The organism is Pseudomonas sp. R28(2017) (genome assembly GCF_002112505.1).
Taxonomy (GTDB): Bacteria; Pseudomonadota; Gammaproteobacteria; order Pseudomonadales; family Pseudomonadaceae; genus Aquipseudomonas.
The window spans coordinates 446,609-463,441 of the sequence record NZ_NEHW01000002.1; the positions used below are offsets into that span (position 1 = coordinate 446,609).

General features: G+C 64.7%; 15 protein-coding genes. 6 read left to right on the forward strand and 9 right to left on the reverse strand.

Annotated elements, in window-relative coordinates:
* The first annotated feature begins 17 nt into the window (after nt 1-17).
* Nucleotides 18-1,208, forward strand: coding sequence for a multidrug effflux MFS transporter (locus CAF78_RS04805; protein ID WP_085674200.1), 1,191 nt, complete (start codon nt 18-20; stop codon nt 1,206-1,208).
* Nucleotides 1,209-1,324: 116 nt separating this feature from the next.
* On the opposite strand, the gene CAF78_RS04810 is transcribed toward CAF78_RS04805, so the two are convergent.
* Entirely contained in the window at nt 1,325-2,230 is a 906-nt protein-coding gene (locus tag CAF78_RS04810) for an AraC family transcriptional regulator (protein WP_085674920.1), read from the reverse strand.
* Nucleotides 2,231-2,410: 180 nt separating this feature from the next.
* On the opposite strand from CAF78_RS04810, the gene calA reads away from it, so the two are divergent.
* Together calA and CAF78_RS04820 are read left to right on the forward strand one after the other, a co-directional pair.
* Complete coding sequence (gene calA / locus CAF78_RS04815) at nt 2,411-3,463, forward strand: vanillin reductase (RefSeq protein WP_085674198.1); 1,053 nt, start codon at nt 2,411-2,413, stop codon at nt 3,461-3,463.
* A 186-nt stretch (nt 3,464-3,649) separates the two neighbouring features.
* The gene (locus tag CAF78_RS04820) at nt 3,650-4,849 is read left to right on the forward strand and encodes a sugar transporter (protein WP_085674196.1); all 1,200 of its coding nucleotides are present in this window, start codon (nt 3,650-3,652) and stop codon (nt 4,847-4,849) included.
* A 291-nt stretch (nt 4,850-5,140) separates the two neighbouring features.
* Here CAF78_RS04820 and CAF78_RS04825 read toward each other — a convergent pair whose 3' ends face one another.
* Genes CAF78_RS04825 through CAF78_RS04835 form a run of 3 tightly spaced genes read right to left on the reverse strand, consistent with a single transcriptional unit; the run spans nt 5,141 to nt 7,563 of the window.
* Complete coding sequence (locus CAF78_RS04825) at nt 5,141-5,725, reverse strand: LysE family translocator (RefSeq protein WP_085674194.1); 585 nt, start codon at nt 5,723-5,725, stop codon at nt 5,141-5,143.
* A 50-nt stretch (nt 5,726-5,775) separates the two neighbouring features.
* On the reverse strand, nt 5,776-6,606 hold the full coding sequence (locus CAF78_RS04830) for an AraC family transcriptional regulator (RefSeq protein ID WP_085674192.1): 831 nt from the start codon (nt 6,604-6,606) through the stop codon (nt 5,776-5,778).
* A gap of 57 nt (nt 6,607-6,663) precedes the next feature.
* The gene (locus tag CAF78_RS04835; protein WP_085674190.1) at nt 6,664-7,563 is read right to left on the reverse strand and encodes a LysR family transcriptional regulator; all 900 of its coding nucleotides are present in this window, start codon (nt 7,561-7,563) and stop codon (nt 6,664-6,666) included.
* A gap of 104 nt (nt 7,564-7,667) precedes the next feature.
* On the opposite strand from CAF78_RS04835, the gene nfsB reads away from it, so the two are divergent.
* Complete coding sequence (gene nfsB / locus CAF78_RS04840; RefSeq protein ID WP_085674188.1) at nt 7,668-8,321, forward strand: oxygen-insensitive NAD(P)H nitroreductase; 654 nt, start codon at nt 7,668-7,670, stop codon at nt 8,319-8,321.
* 36 nt (nt 8,322-8,357) lie between these two features.
* Here the strand turns inward: nfsB and CAF78_RS04845 are convergent, their stop codons facing one another.
* The gene (locus CAF78_RS04845) at nt 8,358-9,512 is read right to left on the reverse strand and encodes a cysteine desulfurase family protein (RefSeq protein ID WP_085674186.1); all 1,155 of its coding nucleotides are present in this window, start codon (nt 9,510-9,512) and stop codon (nt 8,358-8,360) included.
* Between the two features lie 195 nt (nt 9,513-9,707).
* Nucleotides 9,708-10,634 carry a LysR family transcriptional regulator gene (locus CAF78_RS04850; protein WP_085674184.1) on the reverse strand — a complete coding sequence of 309 codons (927 nt, stop codon included), beginning with the start codon at nt 10,632-10,634 and terminating at the stop codon, nt 9,708-9,710.
* Nucleotides 10,635-10,772: 138 nt separating this feature from the next.
* Between CAF78_RS04850 and CAF78_RS04855 the strand changes: the two genes are divergently transcribed.
* Nucleotides 10,773-12,002, forward strand: a complete 1,230-nt coding sequence (locus CAF78_RS04855; RefSeq protein WP_085674182.1) for an acyl-CoA dehydrogenase — start codon at nt 10,773-10,775, stop codon at nt 12,000-12,002.
* 75 nt (nt 12,003-12,077) lie between these two features.
* On the opposite strand, the gene CAF78_RS04860 is transcribed toward CAF78_RS04855, so the two are convergent.
* From CAF78_RS04860 to CAF78_RS04870, 3 genes are all read right to left on the reverse strand, one after another.
* Nucleotides 12,078-13,079 carry a TerC family protein gene (locus CAF78_RS04860; RefSeq protein WP_085674180.1) on the reverse strand — a complete coding sequence of 334 codons (1,002 nt, stop codon included), beginning with the start codon at nt 13,077-13,079 and terminating at the stop codon, nt 12,078-12,080.
* Between the two features lie 159 nt (nt 13,080-13,238).
* Complete coding sequence (locus tag CAF78_RS04865) at nt 13,239-14,546, reverse strand: substrate-binding domain-containing protein (RefSeq protein WP_085674178.1); 1,308 nt, start codon at nt 14,544-14,546, stop codon at nt 13,239-13,241.
* A 67-nt stretch (nt 14,547-14,613) separates the two neighbouring features.
* A complete protein-coding gene (locus CAF78_RS04870) occupies nt 14,614-15,708 on the reverse strand; it encodes a tartrate dehydrogenase (protein ID WP_085674176.1) in 1,095 nt (364 codons plus the stop codon).
* A gap of 97 nt (nt 15,709-15,805) precedes the next feature.
* Here CAF78_RS04870 and CAF78_RS04875 point away from each other — a divergent pair, with 97 nt between their 5' ends.
* Nucleotides 15,806-16,717, forward strand: a complete 912-nt coding sequence (locus CAF78_RS04875) for a LysR substrate-binding domain-containing protein (RefSeq protein ID WP_085674174.1) — start codon at nt 15,806-15,808, stop codon at nt 16,715-16,717.
* Nucleotides 16,718-16,833 lie beyond the last annotated feature (116 nt).

Below are 16,833 nucleotides of genomic sequence, written 5' to 3' on the forward strand. Positions count from 1 at the left end.
GCGCGCTGGAGGTAAGCATGACCGTGACCAAGCGTTACGAGAATTTCATCGTCTTTCTGGCCCCTCTGATCAACAGTGTGGGCGGCATCGCCATCGACCTGTATGCGCCCAGCATTCCCTCCATCGGCCGGGAGTTGTCGGCCAGCCCTGCGCTGATGCAGAACACCATTACCATCACGCTATTGTTCTATGCGATCGGCCAGCTGTTCTTCGGCGTCATGGCCGATGCCCGTGGGCGCAGGCCTGCGGTGCATTTGGGGCTACTGGTGTTTCTTGCCGGCAGCGTGCTTGCCACGGTGGCCACTTCCATAGAAATGCTGCTGCTGGCCCGTGCACTGCAAGGCTTCGCTATCGGCGCTTGCCAGGTGGTTGCGCGTGCCTTGCTGGTGGACATCGTCAAAGGGCCGCGTTTCTATGTGGCAATCATTTACCTCAGCCTGGCTTTCGGCCTGGGGCCCGTCATCGCACCCTATGTGGGAGGCATGATCGAGGTGCATCTGGGGTGGCGCTACAATTTCGTCCTGTATGCAGTGTACGCGGTGATCGTGCTGGCCTTTGTGCTGGCGGGGCTCAAGGAGTCGTTGCCACGCGCCGGGCGGCGCAGCCCCTTGCAGACCATCGCTGGCTACCGCTGCATCTTGGCTGACAGCCGCTTTCTTTCCTCGGTGACCGTGCTTGGCTCCAGTTTCTCGGCGTTCCTGTTGTGGAACGTGTTCGGGCCGTATGTTGTCCAGGAGCGGTTGGGGCATAGCGCACAATACTTCGGTACGACGGCGCTCGCCGTGGGTAGCTGCTACCTGGTCGGTACGTTGCTGAACCGGGCGTTGATCCGGCGCGTCAATCCGCAGGTCTTGATGTGGACGGGCATGTCGCTGTTCTTGCTAGGGGTAGCAATGATCGCTGCCAGGCCGAGTGGGCTGAGCCTGGCGAGTATCCTGAGTGGCATCATGTTGGTTGCGTTCGGTCAGGGTTTCATTTTCTCCAATGCCATGGCCCGTTCCATGTCCCTGTTCCCTGATCGAGCAGGTGTTGCGGCAAGCTTGCAAGGCTGCTTGATGTTGATATTCGGCTCACTAGCCTCAGGCATCGTCAGCACCTTGCCGCTAACGTCAAATCTCGCTATCGCCGGTGTGTTCCTGGTGCTGTGGCTGGTTTCGCTGTCAGGCATGCTGAGCGTGCGGGTACAGCAGCAGGCTACGGCGGCCTGAGCCACGGACAGCCATGCAGATCAGCCCCTGGGGCTGCGCCGCGTTCTTGGCTTCCCGGGGCAGATCTGTATGGCCATTCCCTTGATGTCGATCTACTGGGCGGTAAGAATCCTGTATCAGACAGGCAGGCTCTGGTAGGGCAGTTCATCCCCCGGGCTGCGGGCAAACTGGCGCTTGTACTCGCGGCTGAACTGCGAGGTGCTCTGATACCCCACTCGGTGCGCCGTCTGCGCCACACCCAGCCCTTCGCCGATCAGCATCTGCTGCGCCTTGAGCAGGCGCAGGCGCTTGAGGTACTGCATCGGCGCCATGTCGGTGCAGCGTTTGAAGTGCTCATGGAATGTCGACACGCTCATGTTGGCGCAGGCGGCCAGCGCCTCGACACTCAGCGGTTCGGTGTAATGCTCGCGCAAGTGCGTCAGCGCCGCACCGATGCGGGCGAAGTGCCCCTGCTGCTCCACCAGCGCCCGCAGTACCCCGGCCTGGGGGCCACGCAGTGCGGTGTACAACACTTCGCGAATGCGCGCCGGGCCCAGCACCTTGGCGTCCAGCGGGTCCTGCAGGCAGTGCAACAGGCGCTCCACGGATTCACGCATCGGCGCATCGAGCGCCGCCGAAGTCATCGACTGTGGCGTCTGCGCTTGCACTGCGGGGTCGGGTGCCAGGTCCATGCTCTGCACCAGTTCGCCCAGCACACCGCGGTCGATGTCCACCGCCACGCCCAGCAGCGGCTCGTCGGTGGTGGCGAAGGTCTCGCACATGAACGGCACCGACAGCGCCTGCACCAGGTAATGCCCGGCACCGTACTCCAGGGTACGCGGCCCCAGGCGCGCCAGTTTGCTGCCCTGGGCCAGGATCATCAGGCTCGGCTCGTAGATCTGCGGGCTGCTGGCCACGTAGTGGTCCCAGCTCAGTACCTGCACCTGGGGCAGGTGCGTGGGCACGAAGCCTGGGCGGGTGGCCAGGCTGCGGATCATTGAACACAGCGGGGCGTTGGCGTCGACGTGGCGGGTCAGTTGCATGATGAACCAGGGCAGAGAATCAGACAGTGTCATCATCGCAGATTGGCCGGCCAGCGCCAGATGCTCGAGATGAGGTCCGGAGGATCAGGCATGGATGCCGGAGGATCAGCCGTGGGCGGGGAGGGCGTTGGCGAGCAGAATGCGCGGCCTGAATCGTTTCACTTCCCTGTGAGGTCCCCCATGTACACCGCCATCGGATACGCCGCCCAAACCCCCACCAGCCCCTTGGCGCCCATGACCTTCGAGCGCCGTGCACCGCGCCCGGACGACGTTGCCATCGAGATCCTCTACTGCGGCGTGTGCCACTCCGACATCCACCAGGCGCGTAACGAGTGGGGCATCGCCGTGTACCCACTGATGCCTGGCCACGAGATCATCGGCCGGGTCACCGCCGTGGGCGACAAGGTCACATCGCACAAGGTCGGCGACCTGGTCGGCGTCGGCTGCATGGTTGACTCCTGCCGCCACTGCGAAGCCTGCGCCAAGGACCTGGAGCAATACTGCCTGGAAGGCCCGACCATGACCTACGCCACCCCGGACCGGGTCGATGGCAGCAACACCATGGGCGGCTATTCCAGCAGCATCGTGGTCAGCGAGCACTTCGTGGTGCGGATTCCGGCCGGCATGGACCTGCCCAGCGCGGCGCCGATCCTCTGCGCGGGCATCACCACCTATTCGCCGCTCAAGCACCATGGCGTCGGCCCCGGTCACAGGGTCGGCATCCTCGGCATGGGTGGTCTGGGCCACATGGGCATCAAGCTGGCCAAGGCCCTCGGCGCCGAAGTGACCCTGTTCACCCGCTCCCCGGCCAAGGCCGAGGAAGCCCGCCGCCAGGGCGCCGACCATGTCATCGTGTCCACCGATGACGAGCAGATGCGTGCCGCCGCCGGCCGTTTCGACTTCCTGCTCGACACCATCCCGGTGCAGCACGACCTCAACCCCTACCTGGAAACCCTGAAGTTCGACGGCGTGCACATCCTGGTCGGCCTGATCGAGCCGATCGACCCGGCCGTGCATGCGGCCAACCTGGTGCTCAAGCGTCGGGTGCTGGCCGGTTCGCTGATCGGCGGCATCGCCGAAACCCAGGAGGTGCTGGACTTCTGTGCCGCGCATGACATCCGTTGCGACATCGAGATGCTCGACATCCGCAACATCAACCAGGCCTATGAGCGCATGATCGCCGGCGATGTGAAGTACCGCTTCGTGATCGACATGGCCACCCTGCAGGGCTGACGCGGCACATACCGGTCTTTTTCGCAGGGCATACTGGTGCGCGCCGCCGCCATGGTTGTGAGGCCACGGCGTGACGCGTACCATGCGGGCAATCCTTCCAATAACAAACCCGTGCCTCAGCGCGGCCGATACTTGGCCCCTGACGCGCGTCCTTTCGCCATGCCTGCGGAGAACAGATTCCCACCCATGAACGGACCCATCCCCAACAACCTGCCCCCGAGCACGGGTGGCGGCAGCTGGCTGAGCGTGATCGCCCTGGCCTTGGCGGCCTTCATCTTCAATACCACCGAGTTCGTCCCGGTGGCGTTGCTCAGCGACATCGGCAGCAGCTTCGACATGACCACCGCGCAGGTCGGCCTGATGCTGACCATCTATGCCTGGGTGGTGGCGCTGGCTTCGCTGCCGATGATGCTGCTTACCCGCAACATCGAACGCCGGCGCCTGCTGCTGTTCGTGTTCCTGGTGTTCATCCTCAGCCACCTGCTGTCGTGGTTGTCGCAGAGCTTTGCCATGCTGCTGGTCAGCCGCATCGGCATCGCCCTGGCCCATGCCGTGTTCTGGGCCATCACCGCGTCGCTGGCCGTGCGCGTGGCACCGCCGGGCCAGCAGGCCAAGGCGCTGGGGTTGCTGGCAACGGGCACGACCCTGGCGATGGTGCTGGGTATTCCACTGGGGCGCGTGGTGGGCGAAGCGCTGGGCTGGCGCATCACCTTCCTCAGCATTGCCGGCGTAGCGCTGGTGACCATGCTGTGCCTGATGAAGTCGCTGCCGTTGCTGCCTAGCCAGAACTCCGGCTCGCTGCGCAGCCTGCCGATCCTGTTCAAGCGCCCGGCACTGGTGATCACCTACCTGCTGGTGACCCTGGTGATCACCGCGCAATTCACCGCCTACAGCTACATCGAGCCCTTTGCCCTGCACGTCGCGCAGATCGGTGGCGAACGTACCACGCTGTTGCTGCTGTTGTTCGGTGGCGCTGGGGTGTTTGGCTCGGTGCTGTTCAGCCGTTACAGCGACCGCTTCCCGCATGGCTTCCTGGTGGGCTCGATCGGCGTGTTGGCGGCTTGCCTGCTGTTGCTGCTGCCGCTGTCCGCTAACTTTTATGTGTTCGCGGCGCTGAGCATGTTCTGGGGCGTGGCGATCCTCAGTTTCAGCCTGTCGCTGCAGTCCAAGACCCTCAAGCTGGCGTCCGATGCCACCGACGTGGCCATGGCGCTGTTCTCCGGCATCTACAACATCGGCATCGGTGGCGGCGCTTTGCTGGGCAGTATCGTCAGTAGCCAGATGGGCGTGGCCGATATCGGCTGGGTGGGAGGCAGCGTGGCAGTGGTCGGTTTGCTGCTGGCCGTGGCCAGTACCCGGCGTTTTCGCGAGGCGCTTGGCCACTGATTTACCTGCAACGGCCCCTTCGCGGGCAGCGCCCGCTCCCACAGGGATTGCACCAACTTCAAGAGCGGTACATTACCTGTGGGAGATCACCCAGCCCTTTGGGCTGCGCTGTCGCGCAGAGAACAAAGCCTCAGCATGCGCCGCTTTACCCTGTGGGAGCGGGCGTGCCCGCGAAGCATGCGACGCGGTGCATGGCACCGGCTTCGCCGGTGTTCGCGGGCCCGCCCGCTCCCACAAGACCCCATCTAAATCAAAGAGTTATGTATTGTTCTATGAGAGGCTGGATCAGTTTCAGCTCAGCACTGCAGCCCAGGCCGACACCAGCAGCAACCCGGCCAACCCCCGGTTGAACCACAGCAAACGCCCCGGCGCCTGCAACCAGCGCGCGCTGCCCACTCCAAGCGCGGCCCACGCCGCCATGCACGGCAGCGCAATCAGCAGGAACACCAGCGCCAGTTGCCACACTGGCAACGACGGCGCGGCAAACACCCCGATCACCGCCACCGCCATCATCCATACCTTCGGGTTCACCACCTGCAATGACGCCGCGCTCAATGGCCCGAAACTGCTCCCCGATGAGGTATCCAGCGGTTCACCCGCGCTGCGCAACATGCGCAAGGCCAGCCAGCTCAGCCAGAGCACACCTGCCCAGCTCATCGCACGTTGAGCCAGCGGGTGGCGCATCAGCAGTTCACCCAGGCCCATTCCCACCAGCAGCACGACCGCCGCCGCCGCACCGCAGGCCGCGAGTATCGGCACCAGGCTGGCGCGCATGCCTTCACGGGCTCCATGGGCAAGCATCAGCAGGTTGGTCGGCCCCGGGCTGATGCTGGCGACCAGGGCGAAGAGGATGAACGGCAACAACGATTGCGACATGGTAAACGGCTCCGATTGATCAGAGCCCCATGCTCGCAGCTGACCCCGCGTCAGTCTGGAAGGTTTGAGCAGCGGCGGCGGTAGTCGGCCGGGGTCAGCTGGTAAGCGCGCCGGAACCAGCGCCCCAGATGGCTCTGGTCGGCAAAGCCCAGCACCATGGCCACCTCGGCGGGCGTCTGGCCTTGGGCGAGCAGGCGCCGGGCGCGGGTCAGACGCAGCTGGATCAGGTAAGCGTGGGGCGCCAGGCCGAAGGCGGCCTTGAAGGCCCGGGTCAGGCGGAAGCGGTCGACCCCACAGGCCTGTGCCAGCTGCTCCAGGCCGATGTCCTGGTCCAGGTGGGCGTGCAGGTAGTCACGTGCCCGCTGCGCGGTCAGCGGCAGGCGTGGGTCGGGGTTCAGGCGCTTGCGCCAGTGCAGGTGGCGGGTCAGGCAGCTGAGCAGGTCATCGGTGGCGGTTTGCCGCACGATGCGCAACTCCGGGCCATGCACGGCCTGGAAGGCCCGGGCGACGGCGCCGACCAGGCGCGGGTCATGGCACAAGGGCTCGGCGATGCTCGGCAGGCTGTCGCTCGGTGCCTGTTCGAACAACGTGCGCAGTTCGGCCTCCAGCCAATGTGGCTGCAGGTACAACGTCGAGTAGGTAAAGCCTTCGGCGGTGGGCGCCTGGCCGTTGTGGATATCGCCAGGCTCGAGCAGGAACACGTGCCCCGGCGTGCTGTTGTGGCGCACCTTGCGGCAATCGAACTGCTGCACGCCCTGCTCGGTGAAGCCAACCAGGAAGCTGTCGTGCCAGTGCGGGTCGTAGGCATGGCCGACAAAATGCGCGCGGACCGACTCGATGCCGGTGTCGGCGTCTTGCTTGAGGTCGATCCAGTTGCTCATGGCGCTGCACTGCTGACGGGTAGGGCAGTTCACCTTACCGCAGATGCGCCAGCGGGTTTAGAACAATTGTGCAGGCTGCAGCGCGGCAAAGCGCTCGCGCAACCACAGGTGCAATTGTGTCACCGCAGGCGACAGCTGCTTGCGGTGCGGGCACACCAGCGTCACCGGCGTGGCTTCGCCCTGGTGGTCCGGCAGCAGGACTTCCAGCTCGCCGGCGGCGATGTTGGCGCTGACGTCCAGCCACGACTTGTAGACGATGCCTTCGCCTTCCAGCGCCCAGCGCCGCACCACGTCGGCATCGTCGCTGACCAGTGGCCCGCGTACCTGTACGGTGCGGTTGCCAAGCTGCCATTTGTCGTACACGCGGTTGTGTTGCAGGTACAGCAGGCAGTCATGTTGCTGCAGTTCTTCGGGCGTGCGGGGGCGGCCGTGGCGGGCCAGGTAGCCGGGCGATGCCACCACCACGCGGCGGTTCCAGGGGGCCAGGGGGAGGGCGATGTAGTTGGCGTCCTGGTTCAGGCCATAGCGGATGGCGATGTCCACCGGGTCGCGGCTGAAATCGGCCATCTGGTCGGAGAGGAAGAAACGCAGGTTCAGGGCCGGGTGCTCGCGGCGAAACGCGCTGAGCCAAGGCAGCAGCAGGTTGCGGCCAATGTCCGATGGCGCCGAGACCTGCAACACGCCGCGCAGGGTGCTGTGGCTGCCGTGAAGCTGCTCGTGGCCCTGGCGCAGGGTGTCCAGCACACGCTGGGCAGTGGGCAGGTACAGCTCGCCCTCGGCGGTCAGGCGCAAGCTGCGGGTGGTGCGGGCGAACAGGCGCACGTCGAGGTCGCGTTCCAGGCGCTTGATCGCGGCAGCCACTTGCCCGGGCAGCAGGTCGGCTTCATGGGCGGCGGCGGTGAAGCTGCCGAGTACGCTGCTGCGCACGAACAGCTCCAGGTCGGTAAGACGAAGCATTTTCACTCCAGGGGTGAAAGTGTTGCTGCATTCTGCCGGTTTTTCTTATCAGCAGGAAAGATAAGATGCGCGACAAATCCCCTTTCGTTCACTGGAGTTGCAGCATGGATACCGTCTCCCTGGCCAAGCGCCGCTATACCACCAAGGCCTACGATGCCGCCCGCAAGATCCCTCAGGCCACGGTCGATGCGTTGCTCGAGCAGCTGCGCCACAGCCCGTCTTCGGTCAACTCGCAGCCCTGGCATTTCATCGTCGCCGACAGCGCCGAAGGCAAGGCCCGCCTGGCCAAAGCCACCGACGGTCGCTTTGCCTACAACTCGCCGAAGATTCTCGACGCCTCGCATGTGATCGTGTTCTGCACCCGCACCGACATGACCGAGGCGCACCTGAATGCGGTACTCGACCAGGAACAGGCCGATGGCCGCTTCCGCGACGAGCAGGCGCGGGCAGGGCAGAACCAGAGCCGTCGCGGTTACGTGGACCTGCACCGCTTCGACCAGAAGGACCTGCAGCACTGGATGGAGAAACAGACCTACCTGGCCTTGGGGACCGCACTGCTCGGTGCCGCAGCCCACGGGCTGGATGCCACGCCGATCGAAGGCTTCGACAGCAAGGTACTGGATGCCGAACTGGGCTTGCGTGAGCAGGGCTACAGCAGCGTGGTGGTGTTGAGCCTGGGCTATCGCAGCGATGCGGACTTCAATGCCGGGCTGAACAAGTCGCGTTTGCCGGCTTCGACGGTGTTTACCTTCCTCTGAGGGGCGGTGGGGGTCGGCGTGCTCGCCTCAAGCCCCCTACCACAATGCCGCAGAAGCCGCCGCCAAAGCCCGCCCGAACACCGCAATCGCCGTGTCCACCTCGGCCTCGCTGGTAAACCGCCCGATACTCACCCGAACGCTGCTGCGTGCCCGCGCCTCGTCCATCCCCAGCGCCAACAGCACATGCGAAGCCGCGTTACTCGCCGAGTTGCATGCCGAAGTAGTCGACAGCGCCAGTTCACTGGCCAAGGTCATGCTGTTGAAACCGCTGGCCTCGATGCACAGGTTCAAGGTGTGAGGAATGCGCTGCCTGGCGCAGCCATTGAGGCTGACGCCGGGCAACGCCAGCAACCCTTCACGCAAGCGTTCGGCCAATTGCTCGATACGCTGATGCTCGCGGTCACCCGGCTCACCGGCCAAGGCGAAGGCGCTGCCCATGCCAACGATCTGATGCGTCGGCAAGGTACCCGAGCGCAGCCCTTGCTCATGCCCGCCACCGTGGATCTGCGCACGCATCAGCTCACGGGCACGGGGCCCGACATACAGCGCGCCGATGCCTTTCGGCCCATACACCTTGTGCGCCGAAAACGACATCAGGTCCACCGCCATCGCCTGCAGGTCGATGGCCAGCTTGCCGACCGCCTGGGCCGCATCCACATGCAGCAGGGCGCCATGGGCGCGAACCCGTTCGCCGATGGCCGCGAAGTCGGTGACGGTACCCAGTTCGTTGTTCACGGCCATCAGCGACACCAGGCGGGTGTCGACGCGCAGGGCCGCCTGCACGGCGTAGGGCTGGATCAGGCCGCTGGCGTCCGGCGCCAGACGGGTGACGGCCCAGCCCTGGCGCTCCAGTTCGTTGACCGAGTCGAGCACGGCCTTGTGCTCGAGCTGGCTGGTGATCAGGTGGCCCGGCTGGGCCATGCCCTGGGCGATGCCCTTCAGCGCGAGGTTGTTGGACTCGGTGGCGCCGGATGTCCAGACGATGTCGTCGGCTCGCGCGCCGACCCGCTCGGCCACTTGCCGGCGAGCCTGCTCGACCACTTCGCGTGCGGCCTGCCCATAAGCGTGTCCACTGGACGCGGGGTTGCCGAAGGTCACCTGGCGACCGAGGCAGGTGAGCATGGTTTCGATGACCCGGTCATCGACCGGAGTGGTTGCGGCGTAGTCGAAATAAAGCGGGGCGCTAGGCATGGTGCGGGTCCGTGCAATGTTGCCGTGGAGTCGGCAATCGTTGCATCAAGCGTACGCGCTGAAGTGGATATGAATTTGCTCTTTATGCTGCAAAGTGGCCGGAACGAGAGAATATTTTTCTCTAACGATAGGTCGTAGCGGAATAGATTTTTTACCCTGTGGGTTCACATCGAACCCACAGGGTTTCACGAGGGCTCAGGCAGGCTCCATCGCACGCTCTGCTTCAGCCACCACACGCTCGCACAATTCGATGATCTGCTCGCGCATCCAGCGGTTGGCCGGGTCCTGGTCGGTGCTTTCGTGCCAGTACAGGTGTGTTTCCAGCGGCGGCACCTCCACCGGCAGCGGCTGGAAACGCAGCTGGTGACGGCGGGCGAAGCGCTCGGGCACGGTCATGGCCATGTCGGTCTGCTGCAATACCTGTGAAGCCATCAGGTAATGCTGAGAGCGCAGTGCGACCTTGCGCTGCACGCCCATCTTGCCCAGTGCCAGGTCGACGTAACCCAGGCCGTTGCGGCGGCTGGAGATATGGATGTGGGTCATGCCCAGGTAGTTGTCGAGGGTCAGCTTGGCATCCGCCAGTGGGTGGCCCTGGCGCAGGGCGCAAACATAACGGTCCTGCATCAGTTTGACGTGACGCACCTGCGGGTCGGTGTTCAGCGGCGCGTCGACGGCGAAGTCCAGGCGCCCGGCGGCCAGTTCCTTGGTGGTTTCGCGGCGCTTGCACAGGAAGCTTTCGATCAGCACCGCCGGGGCCAGGCGCCGCAGGCGCTGGAACAGCGGCGGCAGGATCACCGCCTCGGTGAGGTCGGTCATGCTGATGCGGAAGGTCTTGTTGGCCTGCTGCGGGTTGAAGATGCGGCTTTCCTGCACCGAGGTGCGCAGCAGCGCCAGTGCGTTGCGCACCGGGCCGATGATGTTCTGGGCCATGGGCGTGGGCACCATGCCCTGGGCGGTACGTACAAACAGCGGGTCGTTGAAGGTTTCGCGCAGCCGTGACAGGGCATTGGACACCGCCGGCTGGGTGATACCGACGATCTGCCCGGCGCGAGTCAGGTTGGCTTCGGTGTAGATCGCGTCGAAGACGATGAACAGGTTGAGGTCGACCTTGCTGAGGTTCATGGCGCCGCTCTTTGTTGGAATTATCGGCCGATCATATATCGGTTATGAATGTTTATACACGCGGAAAATAGACTAGGTAGATCGAGGCCGGCTGCTCTAGGCTCTGCCCATGTACTTCGAACCGTGAAGGTAACCCCGATGGATTTCGCCTATTCGCCCAAGGTCCAGGCACTGCGTGAACGCGTCAGCGCGTTTATGGACGCCTACGTCTATCCCGCCGAACCGGTGTTCGAGCGCCAGGTTGCCGAGGGCGACCGCTGGCAGCCCACCGCGATCATGGAAGAGCTCAAGGCCAAGGCCCGCGCCGAAGGGTTGTGGAACCTGTTTCTGCCTGAGTCGGAGTATGGCGCCGGCCTGAGCAACCTTGAATACGCACCGCTGGCCGAGATCATGGGCCGTTCGCTGCTTGGCCCGGAGCCGTTCAACTGCTCGGCGCCGGACACCGGCAACATGGAAGTGCTGGTGCGCTATGGCAGCGAGGCACAAAAGCGCCAGTGGCTGGAACCACTGCTGCGCGGCGAGATCCGCTCGGCATTTGCCATGACCGAACCGGACGTGGCGTCCTCGGACGCAACCAACATGGCCGCCACCGCGGTACGTGATGGTGACGAGTGGGTGATCAATGGCCGCAAGTGGTGGACCTCCGGTGCCTGCGACCCGCGCTGCAAGGTGATGATCTTCATGGGCCTGTCCAACCCCGACGGGGCGCGCCATCAGCAGCACTCGATGGTGCTGGTGCCGACCGATGCCCCGGGGGTGAAGATCGTTCGCCCGTTGCCGGTGTTCGGCTATGACGACGCGCCCCATGGCCATGCCGAAGTGCTGTTCGAGAACGTGCGGGTGCCCTATGAAAACGTGGTCCTCGGGGAAGGGCGTGGTTTCGAGATTGCCCAGGGCCGCCTCGGCCCAGGCCGTATCCACCATTGCATGCGCTCGATCGGCATGGCCGAGCGCGCGCTGGAGCTGATGTGCAAGCGCTCGGTCGAGCGCACCGCCTTCGGTCGGCCATTGGCGCGCCTGGGTGGCAACGTCGACAAGATCGCCGACTCGCGCATGGAAATCGACATGGCGCGGCTGCTGACGCTGAAGGCGGCCTACATGATGGACACCGTCGGTAACAAGGTCGCGCGCAGCGAAATTGCGCAGATCAAGGTGGTGGCGCCTAATGTGGCGTTGAAGGTGATCGACCGGGCGATCCAGATGCACGGTGGGGCAGGGGTGAGTGGTGATTTCCCGTTGGCCTACATGTATGCCATGCAACGCACCCTGCGCCTGGCAGACGGGCCGGATGAGGTGCACCGGGCGGCGATCGGCAAGTACGAGATCGGCAAGTATGTGCCGGTGGAGATGTTGCGTAGCAGCCGGTGATGTAAACCTGTACCGGCCTCTTCGCGGCGGTTCGGCGCCCCGACTTGCCCGCGAAGAGGCCCGAACAGGCCAACCTCATACCTTCAACTGTGATTGCTTTTCCTTCTGGCCGCGCGTCTTGATCAACGAAACCACCACCCCACCCAGCAACAACCCGAACGTCACGCCCAACGACAGCAACGCCGGCACCTTGCCCACCATGCCGTGGTAGAAGATCTTGCAGCCGATGAAGATCAGCACCAGCGCCAGCGCGTACTTGAGGTAGACGAACCGGTGCATCAGTGCCGACAGGGCAAAATACAGCGAGCGCAAGCCGAGGATGGCGAAGATGTTCGAGGTGTAGACGATGAACGGGTCCTGGGTGATGGCGAAGATCGCCGGCACGCTGTCGACGGCGAACACCAGGTCGGCCAGCTCGATCAGCACCAGCGCCAGGAACAGCGGCGTGGCGTAACGCAGGGCCTTGCTGGCGCCAGGTGGCGTCAGGCGCACGAAGAAGTGCGAGCCGTGGATCTGGTCGGTCACGCGCATGTGCCGGCGGACGAATTTCAGTACCGGGTTGTTGGCCAGGTCGGGGTGGCTGTCTTCCTTCGACAGGGCCATCTTCACCCCGGTGAACAGCAGGAAGGCGCCGAACAGGTAGAGCACCCAGGCAAAGTTCTGCACCAGCGCCGCACCTACGCCGATCATGATCGCGCGCAGGAACACCACCCCGAGAATGCCCCAGAACAGCACGCGGTGCTGGTAGCGGCGGGGGATGGCGAAAAAGCCGAAGATCATCGCCATGACGAACACGTTGTCCATCGACAGCGACTGTTCCACCAGGAAACCGGTGTAGAACTCCAGTGCCGACTGCGCGCCCAGTTCATGCCAGACCCACAGGCCAAACAGCACGCCGACGCTGAAATAGCCCGAATACAGCAGCAGGCTCTCGCGCATTTCGATCTCGCGGTCCTGGCGGTGCAGCACGCCCAGGTCGAGCACCAGCAAACCGATGACGATGGCCATGAATACCAGCCACAACCAGGTGCTGGTGCCAAGAAACGGGGTGGTGAGGAATGTCTGCAGAGCTGCCATGAGCCCCTCCTTGATTGTCGACGTTGCCTTGTGAAGATCGCAACAGTGATCCGACATCACGGCTTGGCAGCCGTCAGAGGGGCCCGGTATCACATGAGCTTGAGCCTAGACCCGTTTGCCGGTGATGCCGAATGGTGAGCTGTTACATTTCTTTGCTTGTCAGTAGACCCAGACTTCCACTCGCCGGTTACGCAAGCGGCCCTGCTCCAGGTCATTGCCGGCGATGGGCAACTCATCGCCCATGCCGGTCACCTCCAGCACCTCGACGCCACCGCGTGCCAGTTCGCGGCGTACTGCCTGGGCGCGCAGGCGCGACAGCAGGGCTGCACGGCCCGGTGTTTCCTTGGGGTCGCCAAAACCCACCAGCACCGCTTTGCTTTGCAGCTTGCCGGCCTGGCGCAGGTAGTCGGTGACCCGCTGCACGTCGCGCAGGGCCTTGTTGTCGAGGCTGGCGCTGCCTTCCTGAAAGCGGAAGTTGACGCTCAAGCGTTGCGCCTGCTGGGCCAGGCTGCGGTAGCGCGGTGGCATGTCGGCCTGCGTCGGTACCGGTTGTGCGCTGACCTGCTGCGAGACGAAACCCTGCGCGGCGACGATGGCCTGGCCGGCCGGGCTCTGGGCGAAGTCCGCCAGCGCCCGGGCCTGCGGTTTGGCATTGGCCGGCAGATAGAAGTACAACCGCCGCGACAACGGGTAGTCTTCGCTGGCCACAAGCGGACGATCCGGCAGCATGGCTGGCGCATCGCCTTCGGCCACCGCCAGCACCTTCGCCCCATGCACGGCTGCCAGGCTGCTGAAGCCGATGGCCTGGCGGTCAGCGCCGACCCGCTCGGCCAGTGCTTCGCTGGACTCGAAACGCTGCGCCTGGCTCGCCAGCTCGCCATGCTGCGGCTCCAGCACCAGCGCCTTGAAGGTTTCATAGGTCCCGGAGCGATCATCCCGCGCATACAGGTGAATGGCGCCACCAGCCACGCCCAGTTGCTCCCAGCGTTGGATCTGCCCGGAGAAGATCTGCGCCAGCTGCTGGGTGGTCAGCTGTGGCAACGGGTTGTCGGGGTGGACGATGACGGCCACGCCATCCAGGCCGATGACCTGCTCGGCGCTGGCCGAGCGCAGGTCTCCCAGCGCCTTGAGCTGGCGCACCTCGGCGTCGCTGATGGGGCGCGAGGCCGCGGCCAGGTCGGCATTACCCTGGCCCAGCGCGGCAAAGCCGGTGCTGGAACCGTGCGCGGCGATGTCGATGCGCAGCGCCTGGCCGTAGGCATCGCGTGCGGTGATCACGGTCTCGTTCGGCACCGCCCCCGGTGACTGCCGGATGTCCGTCGCCTGTTGCGCCCACAGCTGGCCCTGCACCAGCGCAGGCAACAGCGCCGCGCCAATGGTATTGGAACCTTGCACACGCAGGTGGCCCGCTTCGGCCAGGGCCGTCAGCGGGAGCAGGGGAAGCAGCAGGAGCAGCAAGCGGCGCATGCCGGGCGACCTTGTGGCATAGAGTTGCCCGGCAGATTACGACGGTGGCGTGACCGAATTGTGACAGTCAGGCAGCGTTCAACGCGTCGACAATGGCCTGGCCGACCGCCTGGGTCGAGCGGCTGCCGCCCATGTCGGGTGTGGTCGCACCACTGGCGATGACGGCTTCGATGGCCTGCAGGATGTCATCGTGTGCAGCCTGATAATGGGCTTCGCCTGTTTCCTTGCCAAGGAACTCGAGCATCATCGCGCCCGACCAGATCATGCCGATCGGGTTGGCGATATGCTTGCCGAAGATGTCCGGTGCCGAGCCGTGCACCGGTTCGAACAACGACGGGAACTTGCGCTCGGGGTTGAGGTTGGCCGACGGCGCGATGCCAATGGTGCCGGTGCAGGCCGGCCCGAGGTCGGAGAGGATGTCGCCGAACAGGTTGGACGCCACCACCACGTCGAAGCGCTCCGGTTGCAGCACGAAGCGTGCGCAGAGGATGTCGATGTGCTGCTTGTCCCAGCTGATCTCTGGGTAGTGGGCGGCCACGGCGGCGGTGCGCTCGTCCCAGTAGGGCATGCTCACGGCCATGCCGTTGGACTTGGTGGCCGAGGTCACATGCCGGCGCGGGCGATTGTGGGCCAGCTCGAACGCATATTCGAGGATGCGGTCGACACCGCGGCGGGTGAACACCGATTCCTGCAGGACCAATTCGTTGGCGGTGCCTTCGAACATGCGCCCGCCCAGCGACGAGTACTCGCCTTCGGTGTTTTCCCGTACCACCACGAAGTCGATGTCGCCAGGCTGCTTGCCGGCCAGCGGGCAGGGCACACCGGGGAACAGGCGCACCGGGCGGATGTTCACGTACTGGTCGAAGTCGCGGCGGAACTTGAGCAGCGAGCCCCACAGGGAAACATGGTCAGGCACCTTGTCGGGCCAGCCGACGGCGCCGAAGTACAAGGCGTCGAAGCCCTTGAGCTGGTCGAACCAGTCGTCCGGCATCATCTTGCCGTGGGCCAGGTAGTAGTCGCAGCTGGCCCATTCGAAAAACTCGAACTGCAGGTTCAGGCCATGCTTGCGGGCGGCGGCTTCGAGCACGCGGATACCTTCCGGGAGCACCTCTTTGCCGATGCCGTCACCGGGGATGGCGGCGATCTTGAACGTCTTGGTCATGGCCACACCTTTGTGTCTGGGGATCTGATGTGGGCCATGCTATAAGGGTTCGCTTCATTGATAATCGGCCAGTTCATTCATTCTTGGTGCACGTATCGTGAATAATCTGCCAAGCCTCGACGACCTCGATATCTTCCTGCAGGTGGCCCGCCGTGCGAGCTTCGCGGCCGTGGCCGAAGCCCGTGGCATGTCGGCGGCGTTCGTCAGCAAGCGCATCCGCCAGCTTGAACAGGACCTGGGCGTGCGCCTGCTGCACCGCACCACCCGGCGGGTGACGGTGAGCGAGGAGGGCGAGCGGGTTTACCAATGGGCGCAGCAGATCTTCGAGGCCCTGCAGCGCATGGGCGATGACCTGGACGCCGGCCAGCGTGAGCCGGCCGGGCAGTTGCGCATCGCCAGCAGCCTGGGCCTGGGCCGGCGGATGGTGGCGCCGGCATTGTCGGAGCTGGCGGCGCGCTACCCACGGCTGGACATTCGCCTGGACGTGCATGACCGCCTGGTGGACCTGGTGGCCGAAGGCGTCGATCTGGATATCCGCGTGGGCGACCAGATTGCCCCGAACCTGATCGCCAAGCGCCTGGCGCGCAACTGGCGGGTGCTGTGCGCGGCCCCGGACTATCTAGCCCGGCGTGGCACGCCGAAGAGCCTGGCGGACCTGGCCAGCCACGACTGCCTGGTGATCAAGGAGCGCGACCATCCTTTCGGGCTCTGGCACCTCGAGGGGCCCGCTGGTGAGGAAAGCGTGCGAGTCACCGGCGCGCTGTCGAGCAACCACGGCGAAGTGGTGCACCAGTGGTGCCTGGACGGGCGCGGGATCGTGCTGCGCTCATGGTGGGATGTGCACGACAGCCTGGCCGATGGCCGGCTGGTGCAGGTGCTGGACGGGTATCGGCAGAGTGCCGATATCTGGGCGGTGTATACCGCGCCACTGGCCGGGTCGGCCAAGGTGCGGGTGGCGGTGGAGTTCTTCCGGGAATATTTTGCCGACAGGTTTCAGATCCCGGACTGACAGTGCCGGCCTCTTCGCGGGTAAACCCGCTCCCACAGCGATTGCACAAAGCTTGAATGCAGTGGAGTACCTGTGGGAGCGGGCTTGCCCGCGAAGAGGGCGGTACAGCCACTAAC

Bases quoted from the DNA above. Each gene is read 5' to 3' on its own strand.
- CAF78_RS04825 (WP_085674194.1), bottom strand. From the start codon at position 5,725: ATGTCGCAATCGTTGTTGCCGTTCATCCTCTTCGCCCTGGTCGCCAGC.
- CAF78_RS04855 (WP_085674182.1), top strand. From the start codon at position 10,773: ATGGATTTCGCCTATTCGCCCAAGGTCCAGGCACTGCGTGAACGCGTC.
- CAF78_RS04870 (WP_085674176.1), bottom strand. From the start codon at position 15,708: ATGACCAAGACGTTCAAGATCGCCGCCATCCCCGGTGACGGCATCGGC.
- CAF78_RS04830 (WP_085674192.1), bottom strand. From the start codon at position 6,606: ATGAGCAACTGGATCGACCTCAAGCAAGACGCCGACACCGGCATCGAG.
- CAF78_RS04835 (WP_085674190.1), bottom strand. From the start codon at position 7,563: ATGCTTCGTCTTACCGACCTGGAGCTGTTCGTGCGCAGCAGCGTACTC.
- CAF78_RS04865 (WP_085674178.1), bottom strand. From the start codon at position 14,546: ATGCGCCGCTTGCTGCTCCTGCTGCTTCCCCTGCTCCCGCTGACGGCC.
- CAF78_RS04810 (WP_085674920.1), bottom strand. From the start codon at position 2,230: ATGCAACTGACCCGCCACGTCGACGCCAACGCCCCGCTGTGTTCAATG.
- CAF78_RS04860 (WP_085674180.1), bottom strand. From the start codon at position 13,079: ATGGCAGCTCTGCAGACATTCCTCACCACCCCGTTTCTTGGCACCAGC.
- CAF78_RS04805 (WP_085674200.1), top strand. From the start codon at position 18: ATGACCGTGACCAAGCGTTACGAGAATTTCATCGTCTTTCTGGCCCCT.
- CAF78_RS04850 (WP_085674184.1), bottom strand. From the start codon at position 10,634: ATGAACCTCAGCAAGGTCGACCTCAACCTGTTCATCGTCTTCGACGCG.
- calA (WP_085674198.1), top strand. From the start codon at position 2,411: ATGTACACCGCCATCGGATACGCCGCCCAAACCCCCACCAGCCCCTTG.
- nfsB (WP_085674188.1), top strand. From the start codon at position 7,668: ATGGATACCGTCTCCCTGGCCAAGCGCCGCTATACCACCAAGGCCTAC.
- CAF78_RS04845 (WP_085674186.1), bottom strand. From the start codon at position 9,512: ATGCCTAGCGCCCCGCTTTATTTCGACTACGCCGCAACCACTCCGGTC.
- CAF78_RS04820 (WP_085674196.1), top strand. From the start codon at position 3,650: ATGAACGGACCCATCCCCAACAACCTGCCCCCGAGCACGGGTGGCGGC.